Raw genomic sequence first — 15,594 nt, 5'->3', positions numbered from 1 at the left:
GCCGTGACCTCTCACCGCCCTCAAACGACCTCCGGGCCCCTCCGTCTCGAACTCCTTCCCGCCGTCGACGTCCGCAACGGCCAGGCCGTGCGTCTCGTCCACGGCGAGTCCGGATCCGAGACCTCCTACGGCGACCCGCTCGAGGCCGCCCTCACCTGGCAGCGGGCGGGCGCCGAGTGGCTGCACCTGGTGGACCTCGACGCCGCCTTCGGCACCGGCAACAATCGCGAGCAGATCGCCCAGGTCGCTCAGTCGATGGACATCAAGGTCGAGCTGTCCGGCGGCATCCGCGACGACGAGACGCTCGCCGCGGCCCTCGCCACCGGCTGCACCCGCGTCAACCTCGGCACCGCCGCCCTGGAAACCCCGGAGTGGGTCGCCAAGGTCATCGCCGAGCACGGGGACAAGATCGCGGTCGGTCTGGACGTACGCGGCACCACCCTGCGCGGCCGCGGCTGGACCCGCGACGGCGGCGACCTGTACGAGACCCTCGCCCGCCTCGACTCCGAGGGCTGCGCCCGCTACGTCGTGACCGACATCAACAAGGACGGCACCCTCCAGGGCCCCAACCTGGAGCTGCTGCGGAATGTCTGCGCCGCCACCGACAAGCCCGTCGTCGCCTCCGGCGGGGTCTCCTCCCTTGACGATCTGCGGGCGATCGCCAGGCTGGTACCGGAGGGCGTGGAAGGTGCCATTGTGGGCAAGGCCCTCTATGCCGAGGCTTTCACTTTGGAAGAGGCGCTGAAGGCCGTCTCATGAGCCGTGCCGTAGCCGCGTCGTACATGGCAGCAGCCTGAAGGGGAGCAGCCCGATGACCGAGCCCGTGCAACGCGTGCAGTCCGACAGCCCCTGGGAAGAGATCATCGGTTTCGCGCGCGCTGTCGCGGCCGGGGACCGGGTCCTGGTCTCCGGCACGCTGCCGCTGGTCGGCGGCGTGCTGCAGGGCGAGGGCGACCCGTATGAGCAGGCGATCGCGGCCTTCCGCAACGCCCTGGAAGCCCTGAAGAAGTTCGACCTCGGGGTCGAATCCGTCATCCGCACCCGTATGTACCTCACCCACCTGCGCGATGTGGACGCGGTCGGCCGCGCCCACAAGGAGATCTTCGATGCCGTACGCCCGGCCGCGACGCTGGTCGTGGTGTCCGGCTTTGTGGACTCGCGGGTGCTGGTGGAGGTCGAAGTAGAAGCATTCAGAGGAGCCCGGAACTCATGACCCTGGCGGTCCGAGTCATTCCCTGCCTGGACGTGGACGGCGGCCGGGTCGTCAAGGGCGTCAACTTCCAGAACCTGCGGGACGCGGGCGACCCCGTCGAGATGGCCAAGGTGTACGACGCCGAGGGCGCCGACGAGCTGACGTTCCTCGACATCACGGCCTCTTCGGGCAACCGTGAGACGACGTACGACGTCGTGCGGCGCACCGCGGAGCAGGTTTTCATCCCGCTGACGGTCGGCGGCGGTGTCCGTACACCGGACGACGTCGACAAGCTGCTGCGCGCCGGGGCCGACAAGGTCGGCGTCAACACCGCCGCCATCGCCCGCCCGGAGCTGATCCGGGAGATCGCGGAGCGCTTCGGCAGCCAGGTGCTGGTGCTGTCGGTGGACGCCCGCCGCTGCCCCTCTGGCCCCGCCGGGGGACCGGTCACGCCGTCCGGCTACGAGATCACCACCCACGGCGGGCGCCGCGGTACGGGCATCGACGCCGTGGAGTGGGCGCACCAGGCCGCGGAGCTGGGCGCGGGCGAGATCCTGCTGAACTCGATGGACGCCGACGGCACGAAGGACGGCTACGACACGGCGATGATCGAGGCGGTGCGCAAGCACGTCACGGTGCCGGTCATCGCGAGCGGTGGTGCGGGGAAGCTGGAGGACTTTCCGCCGGCCGTCGAGGCAGGGGCGGATGCGGTGCTGGCCGCCTCCGTCTTCCACTTCGGCGACCTGCGCATCGGCGAGGTCAAGGCCACGCTGCGGGCGGCGGGCCACCCGGTCCGCTAGTGCGGCACTAGCCCGGCATCCCGCCGGTGGGTCCGCCCACCCGCTCCAATGTGGGGCGGGTGGGGCGGAACCGATCTATGTCGCGATGCCCAGCGGAGCGTCCTGCGCCTGGGCGATCGCGTCCTTGTCGCCGTCCAGCTCCACCCGGGCCGCGTTCTGGCGCCCGAAGGCGAACAGCGTCAGCTCGCCCGGATCACCGGTGACCGTGACCACCGGAGTCCCGCGGTGGGCGACGACCGTCTGGCCGTCCGGGCGCCTGAGGACGAGCCCGACCTTCGACTTCCGGCCGAGCAGCCGCGCACCCCGCTCCAGTCGGGACCACAGGACATCTGCGAAGACCGGGTCGAGCTGCCGGGGCGTCCAGCCCGGCTGGGCGCGCCGGACGTCCTCCGCGTGCACGAAGAACTCGACCGTATTGGCAGCCTCGTCGATCGGCTTGAGGGCGAACGGCGACAACGGGGGCGGACCGCTGCGGATGAGCTGGATCAGTTCCTCGTACGGCTTCTCGGCGAACTCCGCCTGCACCCGTTCCAGGCGGGCGGCCAGCGGCTTGAACACGATGCCCGCGGCGGCATCGCCGCGCCGCTCGCGCACCACCAGGTGTGCGGCCAGATCGCGCGTGGTCCAGCCCTCGCACAGCGTCGGCGCGGCGGGACCCGCCGTCTCCAACAGATCGGCCAGCAGCAGACGTTCACGCTTCGCATGCGTCGACATGCGGCCAGCGTACGGCCGGCCCGCGTGCCCTGCCACGGCAACCGCGGCCCGCTCAGCCCGGCAGCGGCGCCGTGAGCTTCGCGCCGCCCTGCTCGAGGCTGAGGGTCAGCGCGCAGGAGACCCGCCTCTCCTGGTGCGTCCGGTAGGTGTCCAGCGACGGGTACAGCGCGTAGCTGAAGTACTGCCGGCCGTCCTCCGGAATGGACCGCATGCGCCGCGTTACCTCCGGCTCGCACAGCTCCAGCGCCTTGTCCCGCAGCTTCCGCTCGGAGGTGAAGGAGCCGGTCAGCGTCTTCCCGCCGATCACCTCACCGTCGTGCGCCCCGTCGCACGGGCGCGTCTGGACCTGGTGGACGGTCGCGTCGAGCGCGGGGTGGTCGAAGCACTGCCCCGTCCGCAGAGCGACGAACGGCACCTTGGGGAAGTCCTGATCGCCGGGTGGGCGCGAGGGCGACGCGGAGTCCCCCGAGCTCGTTGGTGCGGGCGAGACGGCGACCGGCTTTGCGTCGGCGGCAGCCTCCCCGTCACCCGAGCGGCTGAGGACCAGCAGGCCGCCGACCGCAAGCCCGGCTGTCAGCACCCCGACGATGAAGAACGCCGCGACCTTCGCCCCGCTCACGCCGCCACCCTCCGGCGCCGGAGCCGACGGCGCATACGTTCCGTAGCCGACCGATGGCGGCCCGAAGCCCTCGGGTGCGGGGCCGAAGCCCTGCGGCGGCGGTCCGAAGCCGCTCCCGGCGGCAGGAGTGGGGGCACCCCCGGCGGGAGCCGGGGGAGTGCCCCCAGGGGGAGGAATGGTCATGCGCGAAGCATGCCGTATTCCACCGACAACCGTGTCATCGGCCCAGCGGGTCAAGCCAGTTGGCAGATCCCGAGGCTTCGCGGCCCGTACCGAGCCCTTATCAGCTGGTCCGACGCGGCACAATGGAGCGCATGTCCAGCACAGTGCCCCCTTCCGGCCTCGACCCGGCCATCGCCGCCCGCCTCAAGCGGAACGAGGACGGTCTCTTTCCCGCCGTCGCCCAGCAGTACGACAGCGGCGAGGTGCTCATGCTCGGCTGGATGGACGACGAGGCACTGCACCGTACGCTCACCACCGGACGCTGCACATACTGGAGCCGCAGCCGTCAGGAGTACTGGGTCAAGGGGGACACCTCCGGCCACGTCCAGTACGTCAAGTCCGTCGCCCTCGACTGCGACGCCGACACCGTGCTGGTCAAGGTCGACCAGGTCGAGGCCGCCTGCCACACCGGCGACCGCACCTGCTTCGACGCCGGACAGCTGCCGCTGGGACCCGCCGCCCACCCGGGCCCGGCCGACTAGGATCCGCAACCATGACCCTGGGCGCTCCCACGATGGACCTCGAGACCTTCCGCAAGCTGGCGGCCGACCGCCGCGTCATCCCGGTCAGCCGCAAGCTGCTCGCGGACGGGGACACGCCGGTCGGCCTCTACCGCAAGCTGGCCGCCGAACGGCCCGGCACCTTCCTCCTGGAATCCGCCGAGAACGGCCGCTCCTGGTCCCGCTACTCCTTCGTCGGCGTACGCAGCGCCGCCACTCTCACCGAACGGAACGGGCAGGCGCACTGGCTCGGGACGGCGCCCGTCGGCCTGCCCACGAGCGGTGATCCGCTGCAGGCGCTGCGCGCCACCGTCAAGGCCCTGCACACTCCCCGCGACCTGGCCGACCGGGAGCATCTGCCGCCCTTCACCGGCGGCATGGTCGGCTACCTCGGCTACGACATCGTGCGCCGCCTGGAGCGCATCGGGGACAGCACCCGCGACGATCTGCGGCTGCCCGAGCTGACCATGCTGCTCACCTCGGACCTCGCCGTCCTCGACCACTGGGACGGCACGGTGCTGCTGATCGCCAACGCGATCAACCACAACGACCTCGACACGGGCGTGGACGAGGCGTACGCGGACGCGGTCGCCCGCCTCGACGCGATGGCCGCCGACCTGTCCCGGCCCGCGCCCGCCGGCGCGGCCGCCGTACTGCCGCCCTCCGAACTGCCCGACTACACCGCGCTGTGGGGCGGGCCCGCCTTCCAGGACGCGGTGGAGGACATCAAGGAGCGCATCCGGGCCGGCGAGGCGTTCCAGGTCGTGCCCTCGCAGCGGTTCGAGACCCCCTGCCCGGCCTCCGCCCTCGATGTCTACCGGGTGCTGCGGGCCACCAACCCGAGCCCGTATATGTACCTCTTCCGGTTCCCCGGCCTGGAGGACGGCGACGACGGCTTCGACGTCGTCGGCTCCAGCCCGGAGGCGCTGGTGAAGGTCGAGGACGGGCGGGCCATGCTCCACCCCATCGCCGGCACCCGGCCGCGCGGCGCGACCCCGCAGGAGGACGCCGCCCTCGCCGACGAGCTCCTCGCCGACCCCAAGGAGCGCGCCGAGCACCTGATGCTGGTCGACCTGGGGCGCAACGACCTTGGGCGGGTCTGCGAACCCGGCAGTGTCGAGGTCGTCGACTTCATGTCCATCGAGCGCTACAGCCATGTCATGCACATCGTGTCGACGGTCGTGGGGCGGCTGGCGGAGGGCCGTACGGCCTTCGACGTGCTCACCGCCTGCTTCCCGGCCGGCACCCTGTCCGGGGCCCCGAAGCCGCGCGCGATGCAGATCATCGAGGATCTGGAGCCGAGCCGCCGCGGGCTGTACGGGGGCTGCGTCGGCTACCTCGACTTCGCCGGCGACTCCGACACGGCGATCGCGATCCGTACCGCCCTGTTGCGCGGCGGTACGGCGTACGTCCAGGCGGGCGCGGGTGTCGTCGCCGACTCCGACCCGGCGGCGGAGGACGCCGAATGCCGCAACAAGGCGGCCGCGGTCCTCCGCGCGGTCGCGATGGCGGCCGGCCTCGCATCGCGATAGGCCTTGGGGCATCCGCCGCTTGGCACGGTTGTGCCCCACATGCCCGTTCCGCCGTCGGCGAGAGGTGAGGGGGCCGGGCCGTGAGGTGAGACGTTATGGCGGGGCCGGGGTTGTGAGCTGGGGGGGTCGGGCCGTGAGGTGAGACGTTATGGCGGGGCCGGGGTTGTGAGCTGGGGGGGTCGGGCCGTGAGGTGAGACGTTATGGCGGGGCCGGGGTTGTGAGCTGGGGGGTCGGGCCGTGAGGTGAGACGTTATGGCGGGGCCGGGGTTGTGAGCTGAGGGGGTCGGGGTCGTAGGGAGGGGGTCCTGGACGCTCAGGAATATTTGTGGGCCGCCAGGCCCGTAAATGTTCCGTCCAGGACCCCCCTCCCGGAGGCCACGGCCCCCGACCCACGGCCGTGGGTGGCGTGGTCGCGCGCCGACCCGTGTGCGGGCCAGGCACACCACGCGCCGACCCGTGTGCGGGCCAGGCGCACCACGCGCCGACCCGCGTGCGGGCCAGGCGCACCCACGCGCGATAGTGATGGGGTGAGTGCCGCACCCCAGCCCCGTACCGACGCCGTATCCGAACCCGCGCGAGCCGAGCGCAGCTCACAACGCAGCCTCGCCCTCGCGCTGCTCCTCGGCGCCGTCGGCGCCGCGATCGTTCTGCTCGCGGGCGGCCAGACCTGGAGCCAGGGCACGTCGACCGCCGCCCAGGGCTCCCTCCCGCTCAGCGTCAGCGGGCGGGACGTCACCGGGCTGCCCGCCGCGCTCGCCGTCGTCGGGCTCGCCGCGCTCGTCGCGGTCTTCGCCGTACGCCGGATCGGCCGCTTCGTCGTCGCCCTGCTGCTCGCGCTCTGCGGCGCCGCCGTGGTGCTCACCTCGTTCGTCGGGGTCTCCGACACCGCCGGGCTCCAGGCCAAGGCCGCGAAGGCCACCGGGCTGACCGGTGCCGGCGTCGAGCACATCACACAGACCGCCTGGCCGTGGGCCTCCGCCGCGGGCGGAGTTCTGCTGCTGCTCGCCGGGCTGCTCGCCCTGCGGTACGGGCGTCACTGGCCGGCCATGTCCGGTCGGTACGAGCGGTCGGACCGGCCCACTCCGCGCCGCGCCGCCGCCCCGGTGGACCCTGACCGGCCGGAGGAGCTCTGGAAGGCCCTGGACCGCGGTGAGGACCCGACCGGGGACGCCTGACCAACGGCCCTGGAGGCCGACCGGAATCCGCCCCCGACGCGAGGTGGGGACCCCGATATCGCCGCCTCCACGCGTCGGGGAGAATGTCCCTGAGCGTTCACCGTGCCCGATCCCGGGCTCTCCCGGACGGGGTCCGGGAGGAGCGACACAGCAACGCGCGACAGAGCAACGAGGAGAACTCATGGCGGGTAGCAGCCACGGACACACCCCGGCCGCGTGGACCGGCGTCATCATCGCCTTCATCGGCTTTTGCATCTCCGGTGCGTTCACCGTGATGGCGCAGCCCATCGGCTTCGTGGCAGGCCTCGTCGTCGTCGCGCTCGGCGGTGTCGTCGGCCTCATGATGCGGGCCGCCGGCCTCGGTCAGCCGAAGCGCGAGGAGCAGCTCGGCAAGCCGGGTACACCGACGGAGGCGCGGGCGGAGGGCTGACCCGACCTGGGGAAGCCGGGCGCCGGCGCTGCGAATACAGCAGGCGCACCGCCGCCGCACAGCGGGACGACGTCGCAGCCAGGGGCCGTACGACCTGTACGTACGCCTCCTAGGCTGCGATTTCGCGTTGGTGCGAGGAAACTCGACAGTGTGACCGACGAATCCGCACAGCGGCAGCAGCAGACCATCGGGCCCGCCCCGGCGGCCCGGCGGCTGGCGGCGCCGCTCGGCACGCTCGCTTCAGTCGCCGCCGCCGTCGGCTACGTCGCCGCGGTGGACCCGAACGAGCCGGGTCACTACCCCGTCTGCCCGCTGCTCCGCTACGCCGGGATCTACTGCCCCGGTTGCGGCGGGCTGCGCAGCACCCACGCCCTCGCGCACGGCGACCTCGCCACGGCCGTCGGCACGAACGCGCTCGTGGTCACCGCCTGGGCCGCCTTCGCGGCGGTCTGGACGGTCTGGCTCGTACAAGCCACCCGAGGCCGCCCCATGACGCTGCCGGTGCGACCGGTACACGCGTGGGCCTTCGCGGCCGTTGCGCTCGTCTTCGCCGTTGTCCGTAATCTGCCCCTCGGGGCTGGGCTGGCGCCATGACCACCCCCGAGCGGGCCTTCAAGCCTGCTGGACAAACCAGCTCGAATGTCCACGTACTGGGACCGGCGTCCACCGGATGCGAGAACGCCCTTCGCGTCCGGATACCATCGCAGTGCCTCATACAACTGCAGGTGAGGCAGCGCCCACCGGGCGCCGACCACCGTCTCCCGGCCTCTGGACCGGGGGAGTCCGCATACCGTCCCGGAAGGGGGCCGCTCGCGTGAGTGTGCTCGACGAGATCATCGACGGAGTCCGCGCGGACCTCGCCGAGCGGCAGGCGCGTGTCAGCCTCGACGAGCTCAAGGAGCGGGCCGCGAAGGCCACCCCCGCCAAGGATGGCGTCGCCGCGCTGCGGGGCGATGACGTCAAGGTGATCTGTGAGGTCAAGCGCTCCAGCCCGTCCAAGGGCGCGCTCGCCGCGATCGCCGACCCGGCTGGGCTCGCCTCCGACTACGAGGCAGGCGGCGCGGCCGCGATCAGCGTGCTGACCGAGAAGCGCCGGTTCGGCGGGTCGCTGGCCGACCTGGAGGCCGTGCGGGCCAAGGTCGACATTCCGATCCTGCGCAAGGACTTCATCGTCACCTCCTATCAGCTGTGGGAGGCCCGGGCCTGCGGCGCCGACCTGGCGCTACTGATCGTCGCGGCGCTGGACCAGGAGGCGCTGGTCTCGCTGGTCGAGCGGGCCGAGTCCATCGGGCTGACGCCGTTGGTCGAGGTGCATGACGAGGAAGAGGCTGAGCGGGCGCTCGACGCCGGGGCGCGGATCATCGGCATCAACGCACGCGACCTGAAGACGCTTGAGGTGGACCGCGACACGTTCGCTCGTCTCGCGCCGGAGATTCCGGCGCACATCGTGAAGGTCGCCGAGTCCGGTGTGCGCGGGCCGCACGACCTGATCGCGTACGCGAACGACGGCGCGGACGCCGTGCTGGTGGGCGAGTCGCTGGTCACCGGTCGTGACCCGAAGGCCGCCGTCGCCGATCTGGTCGCGGCGGGTGCGCATCCGGCGCTGCGGCACGGGCGGGGCTGAGGCTCGTATGCGCGTGTACGCACGGCTGGCTCGCGGCTGCAGGCCGCGCGGTTGCCGTGCGCCCGCGCGGAGGGTGCGGGGGCGCCGGGTTCGCTATGTGATCGGGTGCGAGCCGGGACAGGTCAACGGGATGCGATGGCGCCTGGCGGCTGGCCGTATGGGGTTTTAGGGGTTCGCCGCCTGCCGCGCTGAGTTCGGGTGCCGGGTATGGCGCCGTGCTGTGGGTTCTCCCTGCGCGGGGGGGCCGGGTACGGCGCCGTGCTGTGGGTTCTCCTTGCGAGGGGGGTGCCGGGTATGGCGCCGCGCCGCGGGGGTGCCGGGGCCGGGGCCTCCGGGGTGGGGGTCCTGGACTGCGCGCCCTCGGGCCTGGCGGCCCTGGACACGCTTTTACGTCCAGGACCCCCACCCCTACGACCCCGACCCCTCCCGTCAGCGCCCCGGCCCGCCGTCGGCACGTGCCACCCGGCCCGTGTCCGGTAGCTGCCAGGGGAGGCGCCTCCGGTACGTGCCACCCAGGCGCGGTACCAGCACAGCTGAGGTGCCTTCGGGAGACGCCGCCTGACCCTCCCGGCGTCCGGCTGGAGCACTGCGCCAGTCCGGTCTCGAAGGCGGGTGGGATCCTGGCGTGGCCCGGCTGCCGACAGCATCTGTGGGTGGCCAGCTCGGCACCACGGGAGTGGTGGGCAAAGGGCCGCTGGGTCCCGGGCGGTGGGTGGGCGAAATACCCAGCCGCATACGCGGCGGGGACGGCGCAGCCGCCGAGTCGTACCGTGACGTTTACATACCGATACTTTCTGGGGCGCAAGCCCCGTACGAGGAGTACGTCGGATGTCCTCTGACTTCTTCATTCCGGACCCGGAGGGGAACACCCCCACCGCCGAGGGCTACTTCGGCCGGTTCGGCGGCAAGTTCATCCCCGAGGCGCTCGTCGCTGCCGTCGACGAGGTCGCGGTCGAGTACGAGAAGGCCAAGGCCGACCCGGCCTTCGCCGCCGAGCTGGACGATCTGCTGGTCAACTACACCGGGCGGCCCAGCGCCCTCACCGAGGTGCCGCGGTTCGCGCAGCACGCGGGAGGCGCGCGGATCTTCCTCAAGCGGGAAGACCTGAACCACACCGGATCCCACAAGATCAACAACGTGCTGGGCCAGGCGCTGCTCACCAAGCGCATGGGCAAGACCCGCGTCATCGCCGAGACCGGCGCCGGCCAGCACGGGGTGGCCACGGCGACCGCGTGTGCGCTGTTCGGCCTCGACTGCACGATCTACATGGGCGAGGTGGACACCCAGCGGCAGGCCCTCAACGTGGCCCGGATGCGGATGCTCGGCGCCGAGGTCATCGCGGTGAAGTCGGGCTCCCGGACGCTGAAGGACGCGATCAACGAGGCGTTCCGCGACTGGGTCGCCAACGTCGACCACACCCACTACCTCTTCGGGACCGTGGCCGGGCCGCACCCGTTCCCGGCCATGGTGCGCGACTTCCACCGCGTCATCGGCGTGGAGGCCCGGCGCCAGATCCTGGAGCGGGCCGGACGGCTGCCCGACGCCGCGGTCGCCTGCGTCGGCGGCGGCTCCAACGCCATCGGCCTGTTCCACGCCTTCATCCCCGACGCGTCGGTACGCCTCATCGGCTGCGAGCCCGCCGGACACGGCATCGACACCGGCGAGCACGCGGCGACCCTCACCGCGGGGGAGCCGGGCATCCTGCACGGCTCGCGGTCGTATGTCCTGCAGGACGAGGAGGGCCAGATCACCGAGCCGTACTCGATCTCGGCCGGACTCGACTACCCGGGCATCGGGCCCGAGCACGCCTACCTCAAGGACAGCGGCCGCGGTGAGTACCGCGCCGTCACCGACGACGCGGCGATGCAGGCGCTGCGCCTGCTCTCGCAGACGGAAGGCATCATCCCGGCCATCGAGAGTGCCCACGCGCTTGCCGGTGCCCTCGAGGTCGGCAAGGAGCTCGGCAAGGACGGGCTGATCGTGGTCAACCTGTCCGGCCGCGGTGACAAGGACATGGACACGGCCGCGCGCTACTTCGGGCTCTACGACCGGGACGCGGTCAAGGACGACGCCGCGGTCGACGCGGTGGTCGAGGCGGAGGAGAACGGCGGGGTCGCCGAGATCCGGGGGGACGCGAAGTGACCGGGAACATCCAGCTGCTCAGCGACACCCTCGCGGCCGCCAAGGCCGAGGGCCGCTCCGCCCTCATCGCCTACCTCCCGGCCGGCTTCCCGACCGTGGACGGCGGCATTGAGGCGATCAAGGCCGCGTTCGACGGCGGCGCCGACGTCGTCGAGGTGGGACTGCCGCACAGCGACCCCGTGCTCGACGGGCCCGTCATCCAGACCGCCGACGACATCGCGCTGCGCGGCGGCGTGAAGATCGCCGACGTGATGCGCACGGTGCGCGAGGCCCACCAGGCCACGGGCAAGCCGGTGCTCGTCATGACGTACTGGAACCCGATCGACCGGTACGGCATCGAGCGGTTCACCGCCGAGCTCGCCGAGGCGGGCGGCGCGGGATGCATCCTGCCGGACCTGCCGGTGCAGGAGTCCGCGACATGGCGCGAGCACGCCGAGAAGCACGGCCTCGCCACCGTCTTCGTCGTCGCCCCGAGCAGCAAGGACGAGCGGCTCGCGAAGATCACCGCGGCGGGCTCGGGCTTTGTGTACGCGGCGTCGCTGATGGGCGTCACCGGCACTCGCGAGTCGGTCGGCACGCAGGCCCGGGACCTCGTGAAGCGGACCCGGGCCACCACCGACATGCCGGTCTGCGTGGGGCTCGGTGTCTCAGACGGGGACCAGGCGGCCGAGGTGGCCTCCTTCGCGGACGGGGTGATCGTGGGCTCCGCCTTCGTCAAGCGGCTGCTGGACGCCCCGGACCTGGGAACCGGCCTGGCCGGGGTCCGTGAGCTGGCGGCCGAGCTGGCGGAGGGCGTGCGGCGGCGCGCCGGACGTCGCCCGTAAGGGTGGATCTTCGACCGGGGAGGCACGCTGGTGCCTCCCCGGTTCGTTTCTTCAGGGCGTGAGCGAGAAGAACCGTGAGGGAAAGCGCGCCGCCCGCGAGCGGCTGAAGGAACAGCGCGAGCGGGACAGGTCGCGCGAGAAGCGCAAGCGGGCGCTGATCGCCGGGGTCGCTGCCGTCGCGGTACTGGGCATCGCCACGGCCGTGGGCCTGGTGGTGTCCCAGACCAAGAAGAGCGAGGAGAGCGGGCCGGTGGTCGCTCCGTCGGGCGCCCAGGGCCAGGACGACCTCGCGATCCCGGTGGGGAAGGCCGGGGCGCCCTCCACCCTCACGGTCTACGAGGACTTCCGCTGCCCGGCGTGCGGCCAGTTCGAGAACACCTTCCGCTCCACCGTCCATGAGCTGGTCGGGAAGGATCAGCTCAAGATCGACTACCACCTGGTCACGATCATCGATGGGAACCTGGGCGGCAGTGGCTCCCGCAACGCCGCGAACGCGGCGGCGTGCGCGCAGGACGCCGGCAAGTTCTGGCCGTACCACGATGTGCTCTACCAGAACCAGCCGCTCGAGACGAACGACGCCTTCGCGAACAAGGACCACCTGATCAAGCTCGCGGGCAAGGTCCCGGGCCTGGTCACCAGCGCCTTCCGGACCTGCGTCCAGGAGGGACGGCACGACAACTGGGTGAAGAAGTCCAACAACGCCTTCACCAACTCCGGGCACCAGGGCACCCCGACCGTCCTGCTCAACGGCAAGGATGTCTACAGCAACCAGCAGCAGCCGCTGACGCCCGCGAAGCTGAAGAAGCTCGTCGCCGACGCGGCCAAGCAGCAGTCGTGATCCAACCGATGTGCGGGAGGGTTTCCGCGCTTTGGGCCCAGCACGGTAGCGTCGACCTCGCCATGGACCTCGCATACATTCCCAGCCCGTCGACCGGCGTGATCCACCTTGGACCGATCCCGCTGCGCGGCTACGCGTTCTGCATCATCATCGGCGTCTTCGTCGCCGTCTGGCTCGGCGGACGGCGGTGGGTCGCCCGCGGTGGTCTGCCCGGGACCGTCGCTGACATCGCCGTCTGGGCGGTGCCCTTCGGCCTCGTAGGCGGTCGCCTCTATCACGTGGTCACCACGTACGAGCCGTACTTCGGCAAGGGTGGCAACTGGGTCGACGCGTTCAAGGTCTGGCAGGGCGGCCTTGGCATCTGGGGCGCGATCGCCCTCGGCGCCGTGGGCGCGTGGATGGGCTGCCGGCGACGGGGCATCCCGCTGCCGGCGTACGCGGACGCGGTGGCGCCCGGTATCGCGTTGGCCCAGGCCATCGGACGCTGGGGCAACTGGTTCAACCAGGAGCTGTACGGGCGGCCGACCCAGGTGCCGTGGGCGCTGAAGATCGACGCCGACCCCGCGATCGGGCGGGTGGCCGGGACGTACCACCCGACCTTCCTGTACGAGTCGCTGTGGTGCGTGGGTGTGGCGCTGCTGGTCATCTGGGCGGACCGGCGCTTCACCCTCGGCCACGGGCGGGCCTTCGCGCTGTACGTCGCGGCGTACACGGTGGGTCGCGGCTGGATCGAGTACATGCGAATCGACGAGGCCCACCACATCCTGGGCCTGCGGCTGAACGTCTGGACCTCGCTGATCGTCTTCCTGGCGGCGGTGGCGTACCTGATCATCTCCGCGAAGCGGAGGCCCGGCCGGGAGACGGTCGTGGAACCGGCGGCCGAGGCGGTTCGCGCGAAGGCCGAGGCCACGGCAGATGGCACCGACGCGGCTCACGACACGGCCGGCCCGCAGCCCGCGTCGGACGACGGCGAGGACACCGCCGACCAGCCAGCGGAGCCTGAGCCGTCCAGTCATACGGACAACGAGACCCCTGCCGAGGACTCCACCCCGGCCACGCCGAAGAAGTCCTGACAACCGCAACCCCACGGCCGCGAGCCCTCCCCAGAGGCCTCGCGGCCGTTCGCCCCCTGACCCACGCCTGCGGCGCGCGCATTTCCCAACCCACTGCGGGCCAGAGGAGGTTGGCGGAAGACGGCTGGCTGGCGGGAGGGGCCGGGGTTGTAGGCGGAGGGCGCGTGGCCGGGCCCGTGGCCAGGTGAATTCTGGAGGCACAGCGGCTGGCCCTGGCGGTAGAGGGCTGCCGATCGGAGGGGCCGGGGTTGTAGGCGGAGGGCGCGTGGGCGGGACCGTGGCCAGATGAATTCTGGGGGCAGACGGCTGGGCGACGGGAGGGGTCGGGGTTGGAGGGGTGGGGGTCCTGGACGTAAAAGCGTGTCCAGGGCCGCCAGGCCCGAGGGCGCGCAGTCCAGGACCCCCGCCCCGGAGGCCCCGGCCCCGGCAGGCTCACGGCGCCGCGCCGTATCCGGTGCCACCGCGCGGTGTGGGTGCCGTATCCGGGACCCCCACCCCGGAGGCCCCGGCCCCTGCAGGCTCACGGCGCCGCGCCGTATCCGGTTCCACCGCGCGGTGTGGGTGCCGTATCCGGGGGACCCCCGCCCCGGAGGCCCCGGCCCCTGCAGGCTCACGGCGCCGCGCCGTATCCGGTTCCACTGCGCGGTGTGGGTGCCGTATCCGGGACCTCCGCCCCGGAGGCCCCGGCCCCTGCAGGCTCACGGCGCCGCGCCGTATCCGGTGCCACCGCGGTGTGGGTGCCGTATCCGGGACCTCCGCCCCGGAGGCCCCGGCCCCGGCAGGCTCACGGCGCCGCGCCGTATCCGGTGCCACCGCGGTGTGGGTGCCGTATCCGGTTCCACCGCGGCGCAGGCGCCGTACCCCCGCACCCCTCCGGAGGAGAACCCGCAGGTCAGCGCGGTAAGTACGGCCTTCCTTGCTAGCGGATCATGCCCCTTCGTGCGTACCTTCGAACGCGTGGGGGAGGGCGCCGGGCCGGCCCCCGGGGGAAGGAGCCTCACCGCATGTCCGTCATCGAGACCGACGTCGCACCGCACATCGCCCACCGCGACAACCACACCCACCGTGACGTCAACGGCGGCTGGCTCCGCCCCGCGGTCTTCGGCGCCATGGACGGTCTGGTCTCCAACCTCGCCCTGATCACCGGCGTCGCCGGTGGCTCCGTGTCCTCGCAGACCATCGTGATCACCGGTCTGGCGGGGCTCGCCGCCGGTGCCTTCTCGATGGCGGCCGGCGAGTACACCTCCGTCGCCTCCCAGCGCGAGCTGGTCCTCGCCGAGCTGGAGGTCGAGCGGGCGGAGCTGCGCCGGCACCCCAAGGACGAGCAGAAGGAGCTCGCCGAGCTGTACATCTCCCGCGGTGTGGAGCCCGGGCTCGCAGCCGAGGTCGCGCGGCAGCTGTCGAAGGACCCCGAGCAGGCGCTGGAGATCCACGCCCGCGAGGAGCTCGGCGTGGACCCGTCGGAGCTTCCCTCTCCGCTGGTCGCGGCCCTGTCGTCGTTCGGGTCCTTCGCTCTCGGCGCGATGCTGCCCGTGCTGCCGTACCTGCTCGGCACCGCCGCGCTGTGGCCCGCGGTGCTGCTCGCGCTGTGCGGCCTGTTCGTGTGCGGTGCGGTGGTGGCCAGGGTCACGGCCCGCTCCTGGTGGTACAGCGGGCTCCGGCAGCTGATACTGGGGGGAGCTGCTGCCGCGGTCACCTTCGGACTCGGAGCGCTCTTCGGCACCGCGGTGGGATAAGTCGCTGTTACTCAGCCGTTTCATAGCGGTAATGAGCGGGCATGAGCCCGGAGCGCTGCAGGCAATGTCGCCTGCCGCGTTTCTGGGTACGGCGGTCGATCCGTCCGGTTGACACCCCACTCCAGTAACCAGCAGCTGTCCGCATGTTGGAATGCGGTATCCGCTTCTCGAG

The 15,594-nt window shown here is 71.9% G+C and carries 17 protein-coding genes; 15 read left to right on the top strand and 2 right to left on the bottom strand.

The features are described 5' to 3' along the window. Positions 1-3: 3 nt before the first annotated feature. Genes priA through hisF form a run of 3 tightly spaced genes read left to right on the top strand, consistent with a single transcriptional unit; the run spans position 4 to position 1,992 of the window. On the top strand, positions 4-759 hold the full coding sequence (gene priA / locus ACY34J_RS09565) for a bifunctional 1-(5-phosphoribosyl)-5-((5-phosphoribosylamino)methylideneamino)imidazole-4-carboxamide isomerase/phosphoribosylanthranilate isomerase PriA (RefSeq protein ID WP_462724841.1): 756 nt from the start codon (positions 4-6) through the stop codon (positions 757-759). 52 nt (positions 760-811) lie between these two features. Continuing rightward, positions 812-1,213 carry a RidA family protein gene (locus ACY34J_RS09560; RefSeq protein WP_462724840.1) on the top strand — a complete coding sequence of 134 codons (402 nt, stop codon included), beginning with the start codon at positions 812-814 and terminating at the stop codon, positions 1,211-1,213. Continuing rightward, positions 1,210-1,992 (top strand): imidazole glycerol phosphate synthase subunit HisF, encoded by a 783-nt coding sequence (hisF, locus tag ACY34J_RS09555; protein ID WP_462724839.1) that lies wholly within the window; start codon positions 1,210-1,212, stop codon positions 1,990-1,992. Before ACY34J_RS09560 ends, hisF begins: the two co-directional genes overlap by 4 nt. Before the next feature lie 75 nt (positions 1,993-2,067). Here hisF and ACY34J_RS09550 read toward each other — a convergent pair whose 3' ends face one another. Both ACY34J_RS09550 and ACY34J_RS09545 read right to left on the bottom strand, forming a co-directional pair. Next, positions 2,068-2,706 (bottom strand): TIGR03085 family metal-binding protein, encoded by a 639-nt coding sequence (locus tag ACY34J_RS09550; RefSeq protein ID WP_462724838.1) that lies wholly within the window; start codon positions 2,704-2,706, stop codon positions 2,068-2,070. A gap of 52 nt (positions 2,707-2,758) precedes the next feature. After that, the gene (locus tag ACY34J_RS09545; RefSeq protein ID WP_462724837.1) at positions 2,759-3,508 is read right to left on the bottom strand and encodes a hypothetical protein; all 750 of its coding nucleotides are present in this window, start codon (positions 3,506-3,508) and stop codon (positions 2,759-2,761) included. A gap of 122 nt (positions 3,509-3,630) precedes the next feature. Between ACY34J_RS09545 and hisI the strand changes: the two genes are divergently transcribed. The 12 genes from hisI to ACY34J_RS09485 all read left to right on the top strand — a co-directional run bounded on the left by hisI (position 3,631) and on the right by ACY34J_RS09485 (position 15,422). Then, positions 3,631-4,029: a phosphoribosyl-AMP cyclohydrolase gene (hisI, locus tag ACY34J_RS09540; RefSeq protein WP_462724836.1), complete on the top strand. Its 399-nt coding sequence runs from the start codon at positions 3,631-3,633 to the stop codon at positions 4,027-4,029. A gap of 32 nt (positions 4,030-4,061) precedes the next feature. Further along, entirely contained in the window at positions 4,062-5,579 is a 1,518-nt protein-coding gene (locus ACY34J_RS09535) for an anthranilate synthase component I (RefSeq protein WP_462724897.1), read from the top strand. 528 nt (positions 5,580-6,107) lie between these two features. Next, positions 6,108-6,755: a TIGR02234 family membrane protein gene (locus ACY34J_RS09530; protein WP_462724835.1), complete on the top strand. Its 648-nt coding sequence runs from the start codon at positions 6,108-6,110 to the stop codon at positions 6,753-6,755. Between the two features lie 181 nt (positions 6,756-6,936). Continuing rightward, positions 6,937-7,185: an HGxxPAAW family protein gene (locus ACY34J_RS09525; RefSeq protein WP_462724834.1), complete on the top strand. Its 249-nt coding sequence runs from the start codon at positions 6,937-6,939 to the stop codon at positions 7,183-7,185. A gap of 150 nt (positions 7,186-7,335) precedes the next feature. Further along, a complete protein-coding gene (locus ACY34J_RS09520; protein ID WP_462724833.1) occupies positions 7,336-7,779 on the top strand; it encodes a DUF2752 domain-containing protein in 444 nt (147 codons plus the stop codon). A gap of 220 nt (positions 7,780-7,999) precedes the next feature. Further along, on the top strand, positions 8,000-8,809 hold the full coding sequence (trpC, locus tag ACY34J_RS09515) for an indole-3-glycerol phosphate synthase TrpC (RefSeq protein WP_462724832.1): 810 nt from the start codon (positions 8,000-8,002) through the stop codon (positions 8,807-8,809). After that, positions 8,775-8,978 carry a tryptophan biosynthesis modulator TrpM gene (gene trpM, locus ACY34J_RS09510; protein WP_462724831.1) on the top strand — a complete coding sequence of 68 codons (204 nt, stop codon included), beginning with the start codon at positions 8,775-8,777 and terminating at the stop codon, positions 8,976-8,978. The genes trpC and trpM overlap by 35 nt, the downstream gene beginning before the upstream one ends. Positions 8,979-9,637: 659 nt before the next feature. After that, on the top strand, positions 9,638-10,951 hold the full coding sequence (gene trpB, locus ACY34J_RS09505) for a tryptophan synthase subunit beta (RefSeq protein WP_462724830.1): 1,314 nt from the start codon (positions 9,638-9,640) through the stop codon (positions 10,949-10,951). Further along, complete coding sequence (trpA, locus tag ACY34J_RS09500) at positions 10,948-11,775, top strand: tryptophan synthase subunit alpha (RefSeq protein WP_462724829.1); 828 nt, start codon at positions 10,948-10,950, stop codon at positions 11,773-11,775. Before trpB ends, trpA begins: the two co-directional genes overlap by 4 nt. A 58-nt stretch (positions 11,776-11,833) precedes the next feature. Continuing rightward, positions 11,834-12,613: a DsbA family protein gene (locus tag ACY34J_RS09495; protein ID WP_462724828.1), complete on the top strand. Its 780-nt coding sequence runs from the start codon at positions 11,834-11,836 to the stop codon at positions 12,611-12,613. Between the two features lie 62 nt (positions 12,614-12,675). Then, positions 12,676-13,686, top strand: a complete 1,011-nt coding sequence (lgt, locus tag ACY34J_RS09490; RefSeq protein ID WP_462724827.1) for a prolipoprotein diacylglyceryl transferase — start codon at positions 12,676-12,678, stop codon at positions 13,684-13,686. A 1,004-nt stretch (positions 13,687-14,690) separates the two neighbouring features. Beyond that, positions 14,691-15,422 (top strand): VIT1/CCC1 transporter family protein, encoded by a 732-nt coding sequence (locus tag ACY34J_RS09485; protein WP_462724826.1) that lies wholly within the window; start codon positions 14,691-14,693, stop codon positions 15,420-15,422. Positions 15,423-15,594: the final 172 nt, after the last annotated feature.

It is taken from the genome of Streptomyces sp. HSS9-12 (assembly GCF_054963655.1).
This window is presented reverse-complemented; position numbering and strand designations above follow the sequence as displayed.